Genomic DNA, 18,935 nt, shown 5'->3' with positions numbered 1-18,935 from the left:
GGCCACATGCCGAGCCTGAACCCCAGCCCCGAACAGCTCGCCGACTTCGCGGCGTCGATGCCTTCGGGCGTGCCGATCCTGATGCTCAACCTGCTGCGCTATAACGACCAGGCGACCTATCCGTCAGGTAGCCAGCACAGTCCGTGCAGTGGTCGCGAGGCCTACGCCCGCTACAGCCGCGTGGCGCTGGCCAAGGTGCAGGCCAGCGGTGGCGCGGTGGAAGTCAGGGCCAAGGCCCATGCCGCGCTGATCGCTCCGCCGGACGAGCAGTGGGACGACCTTCTACTGGTCAGCTATCCATCCAAGGAAGCCTTCCTGGCGATGATCGGCGACAGCGACTATCAGGCTGCAGCCGAGCACCGTAGCGCAGCGCTGGCCGACTCGAGACTGATCGGCACGACCCGCTGCTGAGTCAGCGCCCCGCCTGATTGCCGAGCACCTGCAGCATCGCGGCGGTCTCGGCATCGGGTTCGCCGTCGAAGCGAGCCGGGCGGTATTTCATCTGGAACGCAGCGATCACATTGCGCGTCTCGTCGTCCAGATGGCCGTGGCGCGGCACCCGGTAACCCTGCGCCGCCAATGCATCCTGGAACCAGGTGATCGTCGGCAGCCCGGCCGATGCATAACGCATCCGCTCGGCCGCCACCGCATCGGCATCGGGCCAGGGCAGCAGCCCCTCCTCGGCCAGGCGTTTCCAGGGGAACAGCGGCCCCGGATCGACCTTGCGCTGCGGAGCGATGTCGCTGTGGCCGATGATGGCGCCCGGCTTGAGGTCGTGGCGCGCCATGATGTCCTTGAGCAACACCACCAGCGCGTCGATCTGCTCTTCGGAGTACGGATACCAGAGCCGGCGCCCGTCGGCGCTTTCCACGTAGCCGCGGTTGACCAACTCGATGCCGATCGATGTGGCGTTGAGCCAGGTGCGCCCGTTCCACTCACTCTCACCGGCATGCCAGGCGCGGCGGTTTTCATCCACCAGGCGGTAGATGGTCGCCGGTGATTCGCCGATCAGGTAGTGGCTGCTGACGTCGCGGCCGCTGAGCAGCTGCAGCGAACGGGGCAGGTCGGTCGAGGTGTAATGCAGGATGATGAACTGGGCGCGGCTGTCGTGGCCGGTCGAGCGGTAGCTGGTATCGATGCGCGGACCACTGGCGCAACCGGCCAGCAGCAGGAGCATCAGGACGGCGGGGATGGTTTTCATCGGGACGACCTCTGTGTCGACGGCGAAATGACGCAGATGAGCAGTAGCCCGTTGCGCGGGGCTCCGCTCATGTCGGTGCGGTGAGGGGCGTGATTATACCGGCCGATCGGGACCGGGCCAGGGCAGCCGGTCAGGCCGCCTCGACGCGATTGCGCCCCGAATCCTTGGCCCGGTAGAGCGCGCTGTCGGCACGCTCGAAGGCACGCTCGGTGCTGTCACCTTCGCTGAACGCGGTCAGGCCGGCCGAGAGCGTGATGGCAACGCGCTCGCCCTTGAAATGGAACGGACAGCTGCCGATCGACTCACGCAGCGACTCCATCAGCTGCAGCCCTGCGTCATAGGGCGTGTTGGGCAGCAGCACGACGAACTCCTCGCCACCGAAGCGGGCGATGAAATCGGTCTTGCGCAAACGCTTGTGCAGCTCGGTGCCAATGATCTTCAGCACCCGATCACCAGCCAGGTGACCGTAGCCATCGTTGACCCGCTTGAAGTGATCGACGTCCAGCACGGCCAGCAGCAGGTCGCCGCCGTAACGTTGCCAGCGGGCGAACTCGAGCTCCAGGCGCTCGTTCCATGCCGCCCGGTTGGGCAGGCCGGTCAGCGGATCCTGCAGCGCTTTCTGACGCTGCTCCTCCAGGTGCCCGCGCAGGCCGCGTGCTGCCTGTTCGAGGCTGCCGACCCGGCTGACCAGCTGCTGCAGGCGCTCACCGAGCTTCTGTTCCTGCTCGCTGCGCTGTTGCCGGTAGGTGTCCACCGTGGTGAGCAGGCCATCCAGGCGCGCCTCGACCACCTGCTTCAGGCTGGTCAGATCCTTGGCCTGGCGCATGCTGTCCTGCAGCCCGCCAACCTGTTCACGCAACTCCGCATCCAGCGCCTGAGCGGCGTCGCGTCCTTCGTTATGCCCCTGGTGCGCGGCGAGGAGATTTTCCTGCATCGCAGTCAGGCGCTCGTTGAGCGTCTGCAGGTAGTTTTCGAAATCCCGCTGGCCCTGGTCGCTGAAGGCGATCATCAGCATCGCGAGATCGTCCAGCACCGGCACCAGCTCATACCAGTTCAAGCCGTGCTGGATGCGCGCCCGCAGGGTCTGCAGTTGCGGCTGGTGCTGTTCCGGCAGATGAAGACTGTCCAGCATGCTGCCGAGGGTCGCCTCCACGCGGTCCGCGACGACGCTGAACGCGGGCTCCGGCGAATCCGGCAGGGCATACGCAGCCGCGTTCTGCTCCGCCTCGGTTTCAGCGATAGCTTCTTCGTCGGCCGGTGCCTCGGCAAGCGGCACGTCCTCGAGCAGCGGGGCAGCCTGAACGGCAGGCTTGGGCAGCCCTAGCGCTTCCACTACTACCGGGCCAGCGTCGACCTCATTGACTGCGGCGGACGGCGGGGTTTCCTCACCCCGCTCGGCTGCAGGCGGTGCCAGCGGCATGTCCCGCCCGCCAAACAGTCGCTTCAGAAAACCGCTCTGCTGCGGCGCCGCCAGCCCCTGCAGATCCAGCACCTGGCCCTGCAGGTCACTCAGCTCGCCGAGCAGCACCGGCAGCTCACGCAGCCTGGCGGCACGCTGGTCCAGCTCCTTGGCAAATCGCTTGAGCGGCTTGCGCAGCTCCGCCGGCACCGACATGCCCAGTAGCTGGGAGACCAGCCGATGCAAAGCCTCGGTCAGGCGAACGGCCCGTTCCTGGCGGTGGCGTTCGGATTCCAGCACAGCCTTCTCCAGGCGCGGCACCAGCTGGCTGAGCCCCTCATCCAGATCGCCGTCGCGGAGGATCTCTCGCATTTCGTGCAGACAGCGCTCGACCGCGGGATCGGCACCCTCCACCGCCAGGCTGCTACGCACCAGGCTGCGCCGCAGCAGATCGACGCGCTGCTCCCAGCGCGCCTCGAGCTGCTCCTGCCGCTCGGCGAGCTGAAGATACTTTTCCTTCCAGCGTTCGACTTCTTCGCTCATTTCGTTTCTTATACCTGTACCGGCAGGGAATCGGCCTGAAGCGAGTCCGGCAAACGGATCTCCACTGCCACCGGCAGATGGTCGGAGATCGGCAGCGCCAGCACATCGACGCGTTCCAGCGTCAGGCTCGGGCTTAGCAGAATATGGTCCAGACAGCGTTGCGGTCGCCAGCTCGGGAAGGTCGCTTCGATTTGCGGCGCGAGCAGGCCGAGATCGCGCAGCGGCGAATTTTCCAGCAGATCATTGGCGTGGGTATTCATGTCGCCCATCAACACCTGATGCCGATAGCCGCCAATCAGCTCGCGGATATAGGCCAGCTGACGCGTCCGCGCCCCGCCTCCCAGGGCCAGGTGCATCATCACCACCACCAGCGCCTCCGGTCCCTCGCCGAAACGCAACAGAATCGCCCCGCGCCCCGAAGGACCAGGAAGCGGGTGATCTTCCAGGCCTTGTGGTTCGAGCCGGCTGAGGACGCCGTTGCTGTGCTGGGCGAAACGCCCGAGATTGCGATTGAGCTGCTGATACCAGTAGGGAAAGGCGCCCAGGTGGGCGAGGTGCTCGACCTGATTGACGTAACCGGAGCGCAGGCTGCCACCGTCGGCTTCCTGCAGGGCGACCAGGTCATAGTTACCCAGTACTTCGCCGATGCGCTGCAGGTTGCTGGCGCGACCGGGATGCGGCAGCAAATGCTGCCAGCTGCGCGTCAGGTAGTGGTGGTAACGCTCGGTGCTGATGCCAACCTGGATGTTGAAGCTAAGCAGCCTTAGCCGCCCATCGGCGGGCAGCCCGCTACTGGCCAGGCACTGCGAATTGACGCGCGCCTTGCCTGGGCCGGCAAGGCGCGGAGCGCTCCAACGGCGCAGCATCGCGGGTTACCGCGCTGCGCGTTCTTTTTCGATGAGGAAGTCCGCCACCTGCAGCGTACGCTCCGGGCCGCCAGACGAGCCGAGGTCGAAGCGGTACTTGCCGTTGACGATCATCACCGGTACGCCGGTGATCTGATAAGCCATGCCGAGCTTCTTCGCCTGCTCAACCCGGCCACGTACACCAAAGGAGTTGTAGGCCTTGAGAAACGCCTGCTTGTCGATGCCCTGACCGGCGAGGAAGTCAGCCATTTCCTCGGGAGTGGCGAGCTTCTTGCGCTCCTGGTGATAGGCGGCGAACACCGCGTCATGCACCTTCGGCTCGACACCCATGGATTCCAGGGCGATGAACAGCTGCCCATGCGCATTCCAGATGCCACCGAACATGGCCGGAATACGCTTGAACTGGACGTCATCCGGCAGCTGTTCGGCCCAGGGCTTGATCACCGGTTCGAACTGATAGCAGTGCGGACAGCCATACCAGAACAGCTCGACCACCTCGATCTTGCTCGGGTCGGCAACGGGGACCGGGCTGCTCAGCTCGACATATTCCTTGCCGGCCTGAAACTCCGCTGCCTGGGCTGCGACACCGAACAGGCTCGCAGCGGCAAAAACGGCAGTGAGTAGGAAATTGCGCATGAAATACTCCTGTTTACGACGGACCGATGGCGCAACAGGCTGCAGCAAAACGTCAGGACTCGCCAGCGTTTTTCATCCGCGCGTGTAAAGCCGTGACGAAGATTGTGTAGCCAGGCGTGAAAACGCAAAAGGGCGCCGGAGCCAACGGCCCCGACGCCCTTCTGTTCAACCTGCCGCTGTTATCAGTGCAGGCCCTGGATGTAGCTGGACAGCGCTTCGATGTCCTTGTTGCTCAGCTTGGCGGCGACGCCACGCATGATCATGGTGTCGCCGTCGTTGGTGCGATTGCCTTCGCGGAAGTCGGTCAGCTGCTTGGCGGTGTACGCCGCGTGCTGCCCACCCAGCTTGGGGAAGCCAGCCAGGTCGTTGCCGACGCCGTTGGGTGCGTGGCAACCGGTGCACGCCGGCATGCCCTGATCGAGCTTGCCACCACGGAACAGTTTCTCGCCCTGCTTTGCCAGAGCCGGATCGGCGTAACCAACACTGCCCTTCTGGCTTGAGAAGTAGGCGGCGATGTCTTCCAGATCCTGATCACTCAGCGGGTCCAGCATGCCGGTCATTTCCAGCACCTTGCGACCTGCGCCTTCCGGGGCACCCGGTGTGCTGCCAGCCTTGATGTCCTGCAGTTGCTTGAGCAGGTAACGCTCACCCTGACCAGCCAGTTTCGGGAAATTCGGCGCCGGGCTGTTGCCATCGACACCGTGGCACGCACCACACACTGCAACTTTGCCCTGACCAGCTTCGGCGTCTCCAGCCGCGTGGGCCATACCGGTGATGCCAAGGGTCAACAGCAGACTCACGAGTACTTTGTTCATCAGCTAATCCAACTACGGCTAAGGGTTTGAAAGGAATTCATCGGGTCGCGCACGGCCATCGAACCGGGGCGACGCTCGTTATAGTGGCACGCTGGGCATCCGCATTGCGGTGGTAACTACCGCCGCACCGGCGTCCGGATCAGGCTGAACACCACACGTGGCCCGATATCAGGCCAAAGCGCACATAAAAACTGCGGCATTATATACTCCCGTTTCTGAAACGGAAACGAACCATTGCCGCACCCGCGTGCACTCACCGGAACGACCATGCTACCGAAAAACCCGATTCTCGGCCTTTGCCAACAGGCCACCTTCATGATCAGCGCCGCCAAGGTCGATCAGTGCCCGGCCGACGAGGGTCTGGAAGTAGCCTTTGCCGGCCGTTCCAACGCAGGCAAGTCGAGCGCGCTGAACACCCTGACCCATGCCAACCTAGCCCGCACGTCGAAGACCCCGGGCCGCACCCAGCTGCTCAACTTCTTCCGCCTCGATGACGAACGCCGACTGGTCGACCTGCCCGGCTACGGCTACGCCAAGGTGCCGATCCCGCTCAAGCAGCACTGGCAGCGCCACCTGGAAGCCTACCTGGGCAGCCGCGAGAGCCTGGCCGGCGTGTTCCTGATGATGGATATCCGCCATCCGCTGACCGAGTTCGACCGCATGATGCTGGACTGGGCGAGCGCCAGCCAGATGCCCTTGCACATCCTGTTGACCAAGTCCGACAAGCTGGCCTTCGGCGCCGCGAAAAACGCTTTGCTGGCCATCCAGCGCGACATTCACAAGGGCTGGGGCGCCGACGTCAGCGTCCAGCTGTTCTCGGCACCGAAGCGGCAGGGGGTCGAGGAAGCGCAGCTGGTGCTGGCGAACTGGTTGGGAATGCTGGACGAGGCAGCCGAAGACGAGCACGAGCCTGAGGCATAGAGTGGGTCAGGCGTTGCCGATTCCTGCAGCCTTGGGCCGGAGCTCCGGTGGATGTAAAAAGCGACATCCACCATACGAAGTCCGGCACCAATCACTGAAATCACCCGAATTTCACCCCACCAATCACCTCGCAGAAGCCGGAAAGGCGCCGAGAATCGACGCCCACCCGGCCCTCAGCGCAACTCAGTCGCGATAGGCATCCACCGGCACGCAGGCGCAGAACAGGTTGCGATCGCCGTAGACGTTGTCCACCCGGTTCACCGCCGGCCAGTATTTGTGGGCACGAGCGTGGGCGCTCGGCGTCACCGCCTCGGCGATACTGTACGGCCGATCCCACTCGCCGATCACGTCAGCCAGCGTATGCGGCGCGCGCACCAGCGGATTGTTGTCCGCCGGCCACTCACCACCCTGGACCTTGGCGATCTCCGCGCGGATGCTCAGCATCGCTTCGACGAAGCGATCCAGCTCGGCTTTCGACTCGCTCTCGGTGGGCTCGATCATCAATGTGCCGGGCACCGGGAAAGACATGGTCGGTGCGTGGAAGCCGTAGTCCATCAGGCGCTTGGCGACGTCCTCCTCGCTGATTCCGGTCTCGGCCTTGAGCGGGCGCAGGTCGAGGATGCACTCGTGGGCGACGCGGCCGTTGCGCCCGGCGTAGAGCACGGGAAATGCATCGCCCAGGCGATTGGCCAGGTAGTTGGCGCCGAGAATCGCGACCTCGGTGGCGTCGCGCAGCTGCGGGCCCATCATGGCAATGTACATCCAGCTGATCGGCAGGATGCTCGCGCTGCCCCAGGGCGCTGCGCTAACCGCGCCGTTGCCTGGCTGCGGGCCTTCCAGTTCGACCACTGGGTGATTGGCCACGAACGGTGCCAAGTGCGCCTTGACGCCGATCGGCCCCATGCCTGGGCCGCCACCGCCATGCGGGATGCAGAAGGTCTTGTGCAGGTTCATGTGCGAGACGTCGGCGCCGATGTCCGCCGGCCGCGCCAAACCGACCTGAGCGTTGAGGTTGGCACCGTCCATATACACCTGGCCGCCGTGAGCGTGGATCGCGGCGCAGATCTCGCGCACGTTTTCTTCGTAAACGCCGTGGGTCGACGGATAGGTGATCATCAGGCAGGACAGACGATCACCGGCCTCGGCGGTCTTGCGCTTGAGGTCTTCCAGATCGACGTTGCCGCCCTTGTCGCACTCGACGATGACCACGCGCATGCTGACCATCTGCGCCGAGGCGGGGTTGGTGCCATGGGCCGAGGACGGAATCAGGCAGATGTCGCGCTGCCCTTCGCCACGGCTCTCATGATACTTGCGGATCGCCACGAGTCCGGCGTATTCGCCCTGAGCACCGGAGTTGGGCTGCATGCTGATCGCGTCGAAACCGGTGATCGCGCAGAGCCAGGCTTCCAGCTCCTCGATCATCAGCTTGTAACCCTGGGCCTGACCGCGCGGAACGAACGGATGCAGGTTGGCGAACTCAGCCCAGGTGATCGGGATCATCTCGCTGGTGGCGTTGAGCTTCATGGTGCAAGAACCGAGCGGGATCATTGCCTGGTTCAGCGCCAGGTCCTTGTTCTCCAGCTGCTTGAGATAGCGCAGCATCTCGGTTTCGCTGTGGTGCGAGTTGAACACCGGATGCTCCAGATAGCCGCTCTCGCGTTGCAGCGCATCGGGAATGCCCGCGGCCAGCTCACCGGAATCCAGCGCGGAGACATCGAGGCCGTGATCGGCACCGAGGAAGACCGCCAGGAGCTGCTCGACGGTACGCTCATCACTGGTTTCATCCAGGCTGACACCGAGACGGCCGCGGCCGAGGATGCGCAGGTTGATCTGCGCCGCTTCGGCGCTATCGATGATCGCGCTCTGCGCACCGCCGACCTCGAGGGTCAGAGTGTCGAAGAAATGCTGGTTGACCCGAACGATGCCCTTCTGCTCGAGACCCGCGGCGAGGATGGCGGTCAGCCGGTGGACGCGCTGGGCGATGCGCTTGAGGCCCTGCGGGCCGTGATAGACGGCATAGAAGCCGGCGATATTGGCCAGCAGCACCTGGGCCGTGCAGATGTTGGAGTTGGCCTTCTCGCGGCGGATGTGCTGCTCGCGGGTCTGCAGCGCCATACGCAGCGCGGTGTTGCCGCGAGCGTCCTTGGACACGCCGATGATGCGTCCCGGCATACCGCGCTTGAATTCGTCACGGCTGGCGAAATAGGCCGCGTGCGGGCCGCCGTAGCCCATCGGCACACCGAAGCGCTGGGTTGAGCCGAGCACGACGTCGGCGCCCAGCTCGCCCGGCGGGGTCAGCAGCAGCAGGCTGAGCAGATCGGCGGCGACGCAGGCCAGCGCCTGCTGCGCATGCAGCTGCTCAATGGCCGGACGCAGGTCGCGAATCTCGCCATGGGTATCCGGGTACTGCAACAGCGCGCCGAACACTTCCTGTCCGGCCAGCTCGTCCAGCGTGCCGACCACCAGCTCGAAACCGAACGCCTCGGCGCGGGTCTGCACCACGGAGAGCGTCTGCGGGTGGCAGTTCTCGTCGACGAAGAAGCGGTTGCTCTTGCTCTTGGCCATGCGCCGGGCCAGGGTCATGGCCTCGGCCGCTGCGGTCGCCTCATCGAGCAACGAGGCATTGGCCAGGTCGAGACCGGTGAGGTCGATGATCATCTGCTGATAGTTCAGCAACGCTTCCAGCCGACCCTGGGCGATCTCCGGCTGATAGGGGGTGTAGGCGGTGTACCAGCCCGGATTCTCCAGCACGTTGCGCAGGATCACCGGCGGGGTGATGGTGCCGTGGTAGCCCATGCCGATCAGGCTGGTCCAGAGTTGATTCTGCTCCGCATAGCCACGCAGCTTGGCCAGCGCGGCCTGCTCGTCCAGCGCCGGCGGCAGGTTCAGCTCGGCCTGCAGGCGGATCGCCGGCGGCACGGTCTGCTCGATCAGCTGTTCGCGGCTGCTCAGGCCCAGGGCGTCGAGCATGGCCTGCTGTTCGCCCTGATCCGGGCCGAGGTGACGGCGCAGGAAGGCATCGGGTTGCTGGAGTTGGGAAAGGCTCGGCATATACGGCATGGTCGCTACTCTCGGAAAAACAAAAGCCCCGACAGAGCGGGGCTTTTGCGGATGATGCTTAGGCGTCGGCGTCGCAGGCGGCCTGGTAACCGGCCGCGTCGAGCAGCTTGTCCAGCTCCGACGTATCGCTCGGCTGCAGGCGGAAGAACCAGCTGCCGTAAGGGTCGCTGTTGACCAGCTCGGGCGAATCGGCAAGCGCCTCGTTGACCGCGATCACCTCTCCAGCCACCGGCGCATAGATGTCGGACGCGGCTTTCACCGATTCGACCACACCGGCTTCCTGGCCGGCATTGAGCTGGCGCCCGACCTCGGGCAGCTCGACGTAGACCACATCCCCCAGCGCTTCCTGGGCGTGATCGGAGATACCGACGGTGATGCTGCCGTCCGCTTCGAGACGGGCCCACTCGTGGCTGGCGGCGTAACGCAGATCGCTGGGGATATTGCTCATTGCTGGGTCCTCAAGGCTGTTGACAGCAGTCGCGCAAAACAGTCGGTCGAATTTACACCAGTACCTTGCCGTGGCGCACGAATGTCGGCTGCACGACCCGCACCGGATACCACTTGCCACGAATCTCCACTTCCGCGCGCTCGGCGGTCCCGGCCGGCACGCGGGCCAGGGCGATGGACTTGCCAAGCGTAGGAGAAAAACTGCCGCTGGTGATCTCGCCGTCGCCGACGCCATTCACCCGCACCACCTGATGAGCACGCAGTACGCCGCGCTCCTCCAGCACCAGGCCGACCAGCTTGGGCAGGTCGTCACGCGCCCGCTGCTGCTCCAGGGCGGCACGGCCGACGAAGTCGCGCTCGGCCGGCTCCCAGGTCACGGTCCAGCCCATGTTGGCAGCCAGTGGCGATACGTCTTCAGTCATGTCCTGGCCGTACAGGTTGAGGCCGGCCTCCAGACGCAGGGTGTCGCGCGCACCGAGGCCGATCGGCGGGATGCCGGCGCCGACCAGCTCGCTGAGGAAGTCCGGCGCCTGCTCCGCGGGCAGGATGATTTCCAGGCCATCTTCGCCGGTATAGCCGGTACGCCCGATGAACCAGTCGCCATCGGCCATGCCCTGAAAAGGCTTGAGATCGTGAATCAGCCCGGCCCGGGCCTGGCTCACCAGCTCGGACGTACGCGCGCGGGCATGCGGTCCCTGGATGGCCAGCATGGCAAGCTCGGGGCGCTCCCTGACCTCGACGGCGAAGCCGGCCGCCTGGGCCTGCATCCAGGCCAGATCCTTGTCGCGGGTGCTGGCATTGACCACCAGGCGATAACCCCAGTCGGTCAGGTAGACGATGAGGTCATCGATCACCCCGCCGCGCTCGTTGAGCATCGCGGTGTAAAGCGCCCGACCGGTGCTTTTCAGGCGTGCCACGTCGTTGGCCAGCAAGCGCTGCAGATAGTCGCGGGCCTGCTCGCCGGAGACATCGACCACGGTCATGTGCGAGACGTCGAACACCCCGCAGTCACGACGAACCTGATGATGTTCTTCTACTTGGGAGCCGTAATGCAGTGGCATGTCCCAGCCACCGAAGTCGACCATCTTGGCACCGAGCGCAAGGTGCTGATCGTAGAGGGGAGTACGCTGACCCATGGGTTTCTCCTTCCGGGCAGGTCGCCGAATCGGCATTGGAAAAGTCAGTAAAGCCGGGCCCTGCGGGGGTCGGCGACTTTCGAATGGCGCGCATTGTAGCCCCAAGGTCGCAGCAGGTCACGGCAGATCAGGCGGCAGGAGACTGGAGGTCGAATGGCGGCCCGCAGTAGCGCGGCTGCGTCGCTCAGCACCCTGCCGCCAGAGCTGCGTGACTAGCCAGGGCGCCGCGCCGAACGGCGAATCAGCAGCACCACCGGCAGCAGTCCGACCAGCACCAAGGTCAGTGCCGGGAGCGACGCGCGGGCCCATTCGCCTTCACTGGTCATTTCGAAGATGCGCACGGCCAGGGTGTCCCAGCCGAATGGCCGCATCAGCAAGGTCGCCGGCATTTCCTTGAGCACGTCGACGAATACCAGCAGTGCCGCGCTCAGCGTGCCTGGCAGCAGCAACGGCAGGTAGACCCGGAAGAACAGCGCCGGGCCACCGACACCCAGGCTGCGTGATGCCTGCGGCAGCGAGGGGCGAATCCGCGCCAGGGCGTTTTCCAGCGGGCCGAAGGCAACCGCCATGAAGCGGATCAGATAGGCCAGCAGCAACGCGCCGAGGCTGCCGAGCAGGATCGGCTTGCCGCCAGCGCCCAACCAGCTCGACAGCGGAATGACCAGGTGCCGGTCGAGGTAACTGAACGCCAGCATGATCGAAACCGCCAGTACCGAACCCGGCAAGGCATAGCCGAGATTGGCCAGGCTCACCGCGCTGCGGATCGAGCGCACCGGCGCCTGACGTCGGGCGAAGGCCAGCAGCAGCGCTACGCTCACAGTGATCAGTGCGGCGATAGCGCCGAGATAGAGCGTGTGCAGGATCATCCCGGCGTAGCGCTCGTCGAGATCAAAGCGACCGCGCTGCCAGAGCCAGGCCAGCAGCTGCAACAGCGGGATGATGAACGCGCAGAGAAATACCAGGCCGCACCAGGCGCTGGCCGCGAACGCCTTCACACCGGTCAGCCGATACAGCGCCGCGGAGCGCGCTCGCTCATTGGCCGGTCGCGCAGCACCGCGCGCCAAGCGCTCGCCGTAGAGCACCAGCATCACCGCCAGCAACAACAGGCTGGCCAGCTGGGTGGCGCTGGTCAGACTGAAGAAGCCGTACCAGGTCTTGTAGATCGCAGTGGTGAAGGTATCGAAGTTGAACACCGACACCGCACCGAAGTCAGCCAGGGTTTCCATCATTGCCAGGGCCAGACCGGCACCGATCGCCGGTCGCGCCATCGGCAGCGCCACGCGCCAGAAGGCCTGCCAGGGCGACTGGCCGAGCACCCGCGCCGCTTCCATCAGTCCCTTGCCCTGAGCGAGAAAGGCCGAGCGCGCCAGCAGATAGACATAGGGGTAGAACACCAGCACCAGCACCGTGATCACACCGCCCGTGGAGCGCACCCGCGGAAAGCGGATGCCGCTACCGAACCACTCGCGCGCCAGGGTTTGCACCGGACCGGCGAAATCGAGCAGCCCGATGAAGACGAACGCCAACACATAGGCAGGAATCGCGAACGGCAGCATCAGCGCCCAATCCAGCCAGCGGCGACCGGGAAATTCGCACAATGCCGTCAGCCAGGCGAGGCTGACGCCGAGCACCACCACGCCGATGCCCACGCCGAGAACCAGCGTCAGGGTATTGCCCAGCAGACGCGGCATCTGCGTGTCCCACAGGTGCGACCAGATCTCGGTATCGATACTGCTCCAGCTGAACAGTAGGATGCTCAGTGGCAGCAACACCAGGGCTGCGACAGCAAACGTGATGGGATACCAGCGGCGCTCGACGGGATGGGACACTCAAGCCTCGACAGCAAAAAAGACGACGCCCCGGACCAGGCCGGGGCACCGAGTATAACCGCAGCGGTGAACGTGGCGGCCGGAGCTGCACGTCACCGCTGCAAGCGCGGAGGCTGATCAGTTCCAGCCGGCGCGGTCCATCAGCTTGATGGCTTCGGCCTGGCGCTTGCCGGCCACTTCCACCGGAATGGTGTCGGCCTTGAACTCGCCCCATGCCGCCACTTCGGCAGACGGCTTCACACTCGGGTTGGCCGGGTACTCCATGTTGATGTCGGCGAAGATGCTCTGCGCTTCCTCACTGGTCATCCACTCCACCAGCTTGCGCGCGGCGTCCGCGTTCGGTGCGTGCTTGGTCAGGCCGATGCCCGACAGATTGACGTGCACGCCGCGATCTTCCTGGTTCGGCCAGAACAGCTTGGCCTTGAGCTGCGGATTCTGCGCGTGCAGGCGACCGAAGTAGTAGGTGTTGACGATGCCGGCATCGCATTGCCCGGCGTCGACGGCCTGCACCAGCGCCGTGTCGTCGGCGAAGACGTCGGTGGCGAGATTGCCGACCCAGCCCTTGATGATCTCTTCGGTCTTCTCGGCGCCGTGAGTCTCGATCATGGTCGCGGTCAGCGACTGGTTGTACACCTTCTTGCTGGTGCGCAGGCACAGGCGGCCGTCCCAACGCTCGTCGGCCAGCGCCTCGTAAGTGCTCAGCTCGCCGTCCTTGACCCGCTCCGGCGAGTAGACGATGGTCCGTGCGCGCAGCGACAGGCCGGTCCAGGCGTCGTTGGAGGACCGATACTGGGCCGGGATGTTGTCCTTGACCACCTGAGAGTTCAGCGGCTGCAGGATGCCCATTTCCTCGGCTTGCCAGAGGTTGCCGCCATCGACGGTGAGCAGAAGGTCCGCCGGGGTGTTCGCGCCTTCGGCCTTGATGCGGGCCATCAGCGGGGCTTCCTTGTCGGTGATGAACTTGATCGCTACACCGGTCTTCTCGGTGTAGGCGTCGAACACCGGCTTGATCAGCTCATCGATACGCGAGGAGTAGACCACTACTTCGTCGGCAGCCTGGACGGCACCCGACAGCGCCGTCAGCGCCAGGGCGGCGAGTAAACCTTTGCTTGCCTGCATGGAACAGCCTCTTGGTGAGTTGGAACAGAGGCTGAATAGTAGTGAATGTTATTTACCTTCTCAATGCGACAAATCGTGCAGGTAATGTTTTGTAAATATCAATCTGACATCAGGGTTTGGCCAGTTCCGGCAGATCGCCGCTCAATCCGAGCGCCTGACGAACGAACAGCGCCTTCGCCTCCGGTAGCGCCTGTACGGCCTTGAGACCGGTATTGCGCAGCCAGCGCAGCGGCAGTGGATCAGCCTGGAACAGCCGTTCGAAGCCTTCCATGGCAGCCATCATCGCCAAGTTGTGCGGCATGCGCCGGCGCTCGAAGCGGCTCAGCACCTGGACATCGGCCAGCCGCTCACCGCGGGCAATCGCCGCCTTGAGCACTTCCGCCAGCACGGCGGCATCCAGCAGACCAAGATTCACGCCCTGCCCCGCCAACGGATGGATGGTGTGTGCGGCATCGCCGATCAACGCCAGGCCCGGCTGCACATAGCGTTTGGCATGGCGTTGGCGCAGCGGGATGCACAGCCGCGGATCGACCTCGAGCACTTCGCCCAGGCGCTCCTCGAAGGCTCGACCAAGCGCCGTTCGGAATGCCGCGTCATCCAGCGCCATGAGCCGCTTGGCTTCAGCTTCAGTAACCGACCAGACAATCGAGCACCAGTGCCGGTCGCCATCGCGCTCGAGCGGCAAAAACGCCAGGGGGCCGTCATCGGTGAAGCGTTGCCAGGCCGTACGCTGGTGCGGCTCGCTGCAACGCACGCTGGTGACGATGGCCTGATGCAGATAATCCCATTCGCGAGTTTCGCAACCAGCCAGGCGGCGAATCGCCGAGTTGGCGCCATCCGCCGCAATCAGCAGGGGCGTACGCAACTCGCGGCCGTCGACCAGCGTCAGCTGCCAGCCGTCAGGGGTGCGCGCCAGCTGCTCGACTCGCGCGTCGCCGATCAGCTGCAGTCCGCCACGGCGCTGCATCACCCCCAGCAGCGCATCCTGCACCACACGGTTTTCGACGATATGCCCAAGCACTTCGGCATGTACGGTCTCGGCGGAAAAATGAATCTGCCCGGTGCCCGAGCCGTCCCATACGTGCATGTCGGTGTAGGGGCTCGCGCGGCGCGCGGCGATGCCCGGCCAGGCACCGACCCGCTGCAGGATGCGCTGGCTGGCTGCGGACAGCGCACTGACCCGCGGTTCGAAGCCGCCCTGCGGGTCGAAGTCGACGACCTCGAGCGGGCTCGCATCGAGCACGACGATCTTCAGCCCGCAACCTTCGAGGGCGAGTGCCAGGGTACTGCCGACCATGCCGGCACCCACGATGATCAGATCCGCTTGCATCACTTCTCTCCTGGCTGCCGCGCCCGCGGCTTGAGTCGTATGTAGAGGGTCTTCTGCACCCGTGCCACCAGCGTGCCCTCGCCGTCGCGCACTTCGACATGCATTCTGGGCAGGTACTTGCTGCCGTCGGCCGTGTGCGCGCGGATCTCATCCAGCAGCCTGTCGCTGATGGCGAATTCGGCGTAGACCGCGCCGCGCCCGGGGCTGACGAATTCTATGTTGGCCGCCTTGTCCCAAACGATGTAGTCGCGCCCGAGATTCTCCATCAGCATCAGCACGAAGAACGGGTCGACCATCGAATACAGCGAGCCGCCGAACTGCGTACCGACATAATTGCGGTTGTACCAGCGCAGCACCATCTTGACCTGAACCAGGCGCATATCCGCGCTGATGTGCCGCACCCGAACACCGGCTCCGATGTATGGCGGGTAGAAATTCATGGCCCAGCGCAGAAACCGCGCCTTGCGCGCCAAACGGGAGCCGCTCATGCCGAGTCCTTTTGGTTGCCGCTTTTCAGCCAGCGCGAGTGCCCAGGCCCATCGCCTGGCGCGCAAACCAACGCTTGGCGGCGGGCATGAGGTCCAGCCCGAGCAGACCGAGATTGCGTCCGGCCGCGACCAGCCGACCGGAATCACCGAACAGCCGGGTGACCTGATCGGAGAAACCGACCGTCACGCGCTGATCGAAGCGCTGCCTGCGGGCATACTCCTGCAGCACCGCCAGGTCGCCCAGCGCGGCGTCGCTACGCAGCAAAGCGACGCTCAGTGCCTCCACATCACGCAGCGACAGGTTGTAGCCCTGCCCGGCGATCGGGTGCAGGCTGTGCGCCGCGTTGCCGAGCACCACCAGCCCCGAACGTACCTGCTCTTCGGCCTCGATCAGCGTCAGCGGATACAGATGCCGGGCACCGACCTGCTGCAACGCGCCCAGGCGATAGCCGAAGGCCTCCTGCAGTTCGCCGAGGAAAACCGCCTCGTGTGCCTGCGCCAGGCGCGCGGCATCGACCTGGGAGCGCGTCCATACCAGCGCACAGCGATCATCCTGCAGCGGCAGCAGCGCCATCGGGCCATCTTCGGTGAAGCGCTCGAACGCCAGACCGCCGTGCGGTTTGCCTGGCGTGATGTTGGCGATCAGGGCGGTCTGGCCGTACGGCCGGCGCGACACCTGGATGCCAAGCTGCTCGCGCAGCCCGGAGCGGCCACCATCTGCGAGCACGGTGAGGTCGCACTCCAGCTGCTGACCATCGGTAAAACTCAACCGGTAACCGGTGGTACTGGGCTCCAGTCGCTCGACCTCGGCCGGGCAGTGGCGGGTCACCACCGCATCATCCAGTGCCTGCCACAGGCAATGCCCGATCCAGGCGTTCTCCACCACGTAACCCAGCGCCTCGACGCCTTCGCGTGTGCAATCGAGGCGTGCCGCCCCGAAACTGCCGCGCTCGGATACATGAATGCGCAGAATCGGTTCGGCGCGCTCGGCAATCCGCTCCCACAGGCCGAGGCGCTGGTAGATCAGCCGGGTGCCATAGGACAGCGCGGTGGAGCGCGCGTCATAACTCGGCTGGTACTCGTGGCCGGGCTCGAACGGCTCGATCAGATGAATCCGCCAGCCGCGCTCACGGGCGCCATCCTGCAAGGCCAGCGCGAGACTGGCACCAACCAGCCCGCCACCGATGATCGCCAGGCTCTGCATGTCAGGCGACCTTCTCGCGAGCGGCGGCCATCAGCGCCTCGATCTGGGCGACGCTCTTCGGCACGCCACCGGTGAGGATTTCGCAGCCGGTCCGGGTCACCACCACATCGTCCTCGATGCGCACGCCGATGCCGCGCCACTTCTTGGCGACGTTCTGATTGTCCACGGCAATATAGATGCCCGGCTCGACGGTCATCGACATGCCCGGCTCGAGCACGCGCCACTCGCCGCCGATCTTGTAGTCGCCGACGTCATGCACGTCCATGCCCAGCCAGTGCCCGGCGCGGTGCATGTAGAAGGGTTTGTAGGCCTCGCTTGCGATCAGTTCGTCGACCTCGCCCTGCAGCAGGCCCAGCTCGACCAGCCCGCCGGTGATTACCCGTACGGTGGCCTCGTGGGCCTCGTTCCAGTGCTTGCCGGGTGCGATGTGCTTGAAAGCCTCTTCGTTGGCCTTGAGCACCAGTTCGTAAATGGCCTTCTGCTCGGGCGAGAAGCGGCCGTTGACCGGAAAGGTGCGGGTAATGTCGCTGGCGTAGCAGTCGATTTCGCAACCGGCGTCGATCAGCACCAGGTCGCCATCCTTCAGCGGCGCATCGTTCTCGCGGTAATGCAGGATGCAGGCATTGCGACCCGCGGCGACGATGCTGCCGTAAGCGGGCATCTTGGCCCCGCCCTTGCGGAACTCGTAATCCAGCTCGGCTTCCAGGTGGTACTCGAACAGGCCAGCGCGGCTGGCCTGCATGGCACGGATATGCGCACGAGCGGAAATATCCGCCGCATGCTTCATCACCTTCACCTCGTTGCTCGACTTGTACAGGCGCATGTCGTGCAGCAAGTGATCGAGCGCGACGAACTCGCTGGGCGGCTGCGCACCCTGGCGCGCCTTGGCGCGAATGGTCTTGATCCACTCCATCAGCCGATGATCGAAGGCTTCGTTGGTGCCGATGGCGTAGTAGACACGGTCGCGGCCTTCGATCAGCCCGGGGAGGATGTCGTCGATGTCGCCGATGGGAAAGGCATCGTCGGCACCGTATTCACTTATCGCGCCGTCCTGCCCGGCACGCAGGCCATCCCACAGCTCGCGCTCGGGGTCGCGCTCGCGGCAGAACAGCACGTATTCGCCATGCTCACGCCCGGGAATCAGCGCGATCACCGCCTCCGGTTCGGGGAAGCCGGACAGGTACTGAAAGTCGCTGTCCTGGCGGTAGACATGCTCGACATCGCGGTTGCGGATATACATCGGCGCCGCCGGCAAAATGGCGATGCTGTTGGGTTCCATCTGCTCCATCAGCGCCTTGCGCCGACGGGCGTATTCCGATTTCGGGATGCGAGTCATGAGCGGAACGATTTCCTCAATGCAGGGAAGGTTTCGGAGCAGCAGGTACCGGCTTGGCGCACTCGGTGAACAGCAGCAACGGCGCCACGCGCAAGTACTCCATCACTTCCATGTAATCGGTCTCGCCGTCTTCGGACTCTTCCAGCGAGTCCTGAATCTGCGCGATGGCCGAGAGATCCTGCAGTACTTCCATGGCCTCGGCGCTCAGCGCGCGGTCGCCAGCGGTCAGACCGAAGCCGGCGAGAAAGCCCTGGCACCACTGGCCCAGCGCGACAGCGCGCTCGGCCAGCGGCGCATCATCGCTGGGCAGCAGCAGAACGACGGCAATGTCGTCGCCGGCGAGCTCACCCTTGACCATCTCCTGCAGGCCGATCAAGGCCTGACGGATATTGTCCTGCGGCGCTTCGCCAAGTAGGTCCGAAGCATCGGTCAGCCAGGGTTCGACATCGAAGCCGGCACCGGCGCAGCTGCGCCCGAGCAACAGGCCATGCAATTCGGCAGGAGAAACAGTTTGCGGTGCGCCAGCCAGAAGTGTGGCGAAAGCGGCATATGGGGAATTCTGAATGGACATGGCGGCTAGGCGCACGATGGCGCAATGACTAGAA

General features: G+C 64.8%; 17 protein-coding genes. 2 read left to right on the top strand and 15 right to left on the bottom strand.

The annotated features are described in order from the left end of the window. Positions 1–6 precede the first annotated feature (6 nt). Positions 7–411 carry a DUF1330 domain-containing protein gene (locus tag LW136_RS01015; protein WP_234174463.1) on the top strand — a complete coding sequence of 135 codons (405 nt, stop codon included), beginning with the start codon at positions 7–9 and terminating at the stop codon, positions 409–411. Between the two features lies 1 nt (position 412). Here the strand turns inward: LW136_RS01015 and LW136_RS01010 are convergent, their stop codons facing one another. From LW136_RS01010 to LW136_RS00990, 5 genes are all read right to left on the bottom strand, one after another. Further along, positions 413–1,201 (bottom strand): N-acetylmuramoyl-L-alanine amidase, encoded by a 789-nt coding sequence (locus tag LW136_RS01010; protein ID WP_234174462.1) that lies wholly within the window; start codon positions 1,199–1,201, stop codon positions 413–415. Positions 1,202–1,331: 130 nt separating this feature from the next. Further along, positions 1,332–3,143, bottom strand: a complete 1,812-nt coding sequence (locus tag LW136_RS01005; RefSeq protein ID WP_234174461.1) for a GGDEF domain-containing protein — start codon at positions 3,141–3,143, stop codon at positions 1,332–1,334. Between the two features lie 8 nt (positions 3,144–3,151). Further along, on the bottom strand, positions 3,152–4,009 hold the full coding sequence (locus LW136_RS01000; RefSeq protein WP_234174460.1) for an endonuclease/exonuclease/phosphatase family protein: 858 nt from the start codon (positions 4,007–4,009) through the stop codon (positions 3,152–3,154). 6 nt (positions 4,010–4,015) lie between these two features. Beyond that, positions 4,016–4,645, bottom strand: coding sequence for a thiol:disulfide interchange protein DsbA/DsbL (locus LW136_RS00995; protein ID WP_014818661.1), 630 nt, complete (start codon positions 4,643–4,645; stop codon positions 4,016–4,018). 182 nt (positions 4,646–4,827) lie between these two features. After that, entirely contained in the window at positions 4,828–5,460 is a 633-nt protein-coding gene (locus tag LW136_RS00990) for a c-type cytochrome (protein ID WP_234174459.1), read from the bottom strand. 267 nt (positions 5,461–5,727) lie between these two features. Between LW136_RS00990 and yihA the strand changes: the two genes are divergently transcribed. Beyond that, on the top strand, positions 5,728–6,381 hold the full coding sequence (gene yihA / locus LW136_RS00985) for a ribosome biogenesis GTP-binding protein YihA/YsxC (RefSeq protein ID WP_014818659.1): 654 nt from the start codon (positions 5,728–5,730) through the stop codon (positions 6,379–6,381). Between the two features lie 183 nt (positions 6,382–6,564). Here yihA and gcvP read toward each other — a convergent pair whose 3' ends face one another. The 10 genes from gcvP to LW136_RS00935 form a co-directional block, all read right to left on the bottom strand. Next, positions 6,565–9,441: an aminomethyl-transferring glycine dehydrogenase gene (gene gcvP, locus LW136_RS00980; RefSeq protein ID WP_234174458.1), complete on the bottom strand. Its 2,877-nt coding sequence runs from the start codon at positions 9,439–9,441 to the stop codon at positions 6,565–6,567. A gap of 58 nt (positions 9,442–9,499) precedes the next feature. Then, entirely contained in the window at positions 9,500–9,889 is a 390-nt protein-coding gene (gcvH, locus tag LW136_RS00975) for a glycine cleavage system protein GcvH (RefSeq protein ID WP_003303288.1), read from the bottom strand. Positions 9,890–9,941: 52 nt separating this feature from the next. Next, positions 9,942–11,024, bottom strand: a complete 1,083-nt coding sequence (gene gcvT, locus LW136_RS00970) for a glycine cleavage system aminomethyltransferase GcvT (RefSeq protein WP_234174457.1) — start codon at positions 11,022–11,024, stop codon at positions 9,942–9,944. Positions 11,025–11,236: 212 nt separating this feature from the next. After that, on the bottom strand, positions 11,237–12,853 hold the full coding sequence (locus LW136_RS00965) for an ABC transporter permease (RefSeq protein ID WP_046617455.1): 1,617 nt from the start codon (positions 12,851–12,853) through the stop codon (positions 11,237–11,239). A 117-nt stretch (positions 12,854–12,970) separates the two neighbouring features. After that, complete coding sequence (locus LW136_RS00960) at positions 12,971–13,972, bottom strand: extracellular solute-binding protein (protein WP_014818654.1); 1,002 nt, start codon at positions 13,970–13,972, stop codon at positions 12,971–12,973. Positions 13,973–14,081: 109 nt separating this feature from the next. Beyond that, complete coding sequence (locus LW136_RS00955) at positions 14,082–15,302, bottom strand: 2-octaprenyl-3-methyl-6-methoxy-1,4-benzoquinol hydroxylase (RefSeq protein WP_234174456.1); 1,221 nt, start codon at positions 15,300–15,302, stop codon at positions 14,082–14,084. Beyond that, complete coding sequence (locus LW136_RS00950; protein ID WP_014818652.1) at positions 15,302–15,790, bottom strand: DUF4442 domain-containing protein; 489 nt, start codon at positions 15,788–15,790, stop codon at positions 15,302–15,304. The genes LW136_RS00955 and LW136_RS00950 overlap by 1 nt, the downstream gene beginning before the upstream one ends. A gap of 25 nt (positions 15,791–15,815) precedes the next feature. Further along, a complete protein-coding gene (gene ubiH / locus LW136_RS00945; RefSeq protein WP_044314848.1) occupies positions 15,816–16,994 on the bottom strand; it encodes a 2-octaprenyl-6-methoxyphenyl hydroxylase in 1,179 nt (392 codons plus the stop codon). Position 16,995: 1 nt separating this feature from the next. Further along, positions 16,996–18,330, bottom strand: coding sequence for a Xaa-Pro aminopeptidase (gene pepP, locus LW136_RS00940; protein WP_044314849.1), 1,335 nt, complete (start codon positions 18,328–18,330; stop codon positions 16,996–16,998). A 16-nt stretch (positions 18,331–18,346) separates the two neighbouring features. After that, positions 18,347–18,901 carry a YecA/YgfB family protein gene (locus LW136_RS00935; protein WP_014818649.1) on the bottom strand — a complete coding sequence of 185 codons (555 nt, stop codon included), beginning with the start codon at positions 18,899–18,901 and terminating at the stop codon, positions 18,347–18,349. Positions 18,902–18,935: the final 34 nt, after the last annotated feature.

Source organism: Stutzerimonas kunmingensis, from assembly GCF_021432085.1.
Taxonomy (GTDB): domain Bacteria; phylum Pseudomonadota; class Gammaproteobacteria; order Pseudomonadales; family Pseudomonadaceae; genus Stutzerimonas.
The sequence above is the reverse complement of the archived record's forward strand: the minus strand, read 5'-3'. Positions and strand labels throughout refer to the sequence as shown.

Bases quoted from the DNA above. Each gene is read 5' to 3' on its own strand.
- yihA (WP_014818659.1), top strand. From the start codon at position 5,728: ATGCTACCGAAAAACCCGATTCTCGGCCTTTGCCAACAGGCCACCTTC.
- gcvT (WP_234174457.1), bottom strand. From the start codon at position 11,024: ATGGGTCAGCGTACTCCCCTCTACGATCAGCACCTTGCGCTCGGTGCC.
- LW136_RS00935 (WP_014818649.1), bottom strand. From the start codon at position 18,901: ATGTCCATTCAGAATTCCCCATATGCCGCTTTCGCCACACTTCTGGCT.
- gcvP (WP_234174458.1), bottom strand. From the start codon at position 9,441: ATGCCGTATATGCCGAGCCTTTCCCAACTCCAGCAACCCGATGCCTTC.
- gcvH (WP_003303288.1), bottom strand. From the start codon at position 9,889: ATGAGCAATATCCCCAGCGATCTGCGTTACGCCGCCAGCCACGAGTGG.
- LW136_RS00990 (WP_234174459.1), bottom strand. From the start codon at position 5,460: ATGAACAAAGTACTCGTGAGTCTGCTGTTGACCCTTGGCATCACCGGT.
- LW136_RS01015 (WP_234174463.1), top strand. From the start codon at position 7: ATGCCGAGCCTGAACCCCAGCCCCGAACAGCTCGCCGACTTCGCGGCG.
- ubiH (WP_044314848.1), bottom strand. From the start codon at position 16,994: ATGCAGAGCCTGGCGATCATCGGTGGCGGGCTGGTTGGTGCCAGTCTC.
- LW136_RS01000 (WP_234174460.1), bottom strand. From the start codon at position 4,009: ATGCTGCGCCGTTGGAGCGCTCCGCGCCTTGCCGGCCCAGGCAAGGCG.
- LW136_RS00995 (WP_014818661.1), bottom strand. From the start codon at position 4,645: ATGCGCAATTTCCTACTCACTGCCGTTTTTGCCGCTGCGAGCCTGTTC.
- pepP (WP_044314849.1), bottom strand. From the start codon at position 18,330: ATGACTCGCATCCCGAAATCGGAATACGCCCGTCGGCGCAAGGCGCTG.
- LW136_RS01010 (WP_234174462.1), bottom strand. From the start codon at position 1,201: ATGAAAACCATCCCCGCCGTCCTGATGCTCCTGCTGCTGGCCGGTTGC.
- LW136_RS00950 (WP_014818652.1), bottom strand. From the start codon at position 15,790: ATGAGCGGCTCCCGTTTGGCGCGCAAGGCGCGGTTTCTGCGCTGGGCC.
- LW136_RS01005 (WP_234174461.1), bottom strand. From the start codon at position 3,143: ATGAGCGAAGAAGTCGAACGCTGGAAGGAAAAGTATCTTCAGCTCGCC.
- LW136_RS00960 (WP_014818654.1), bottom strand. From the start codon at position 13,972: ATGCAGGCAAGCAAAGGTTTACTCGCCGCCCTGGCGCTGACGGCGCTG.
- LW136_RS00955 (WP_234174456.1), bottom strand. From the start codon at position 15,302: ATGCAAGCGGATCTGATCATCGTGGGTGCCGGCATGGTCGGCAGTACC.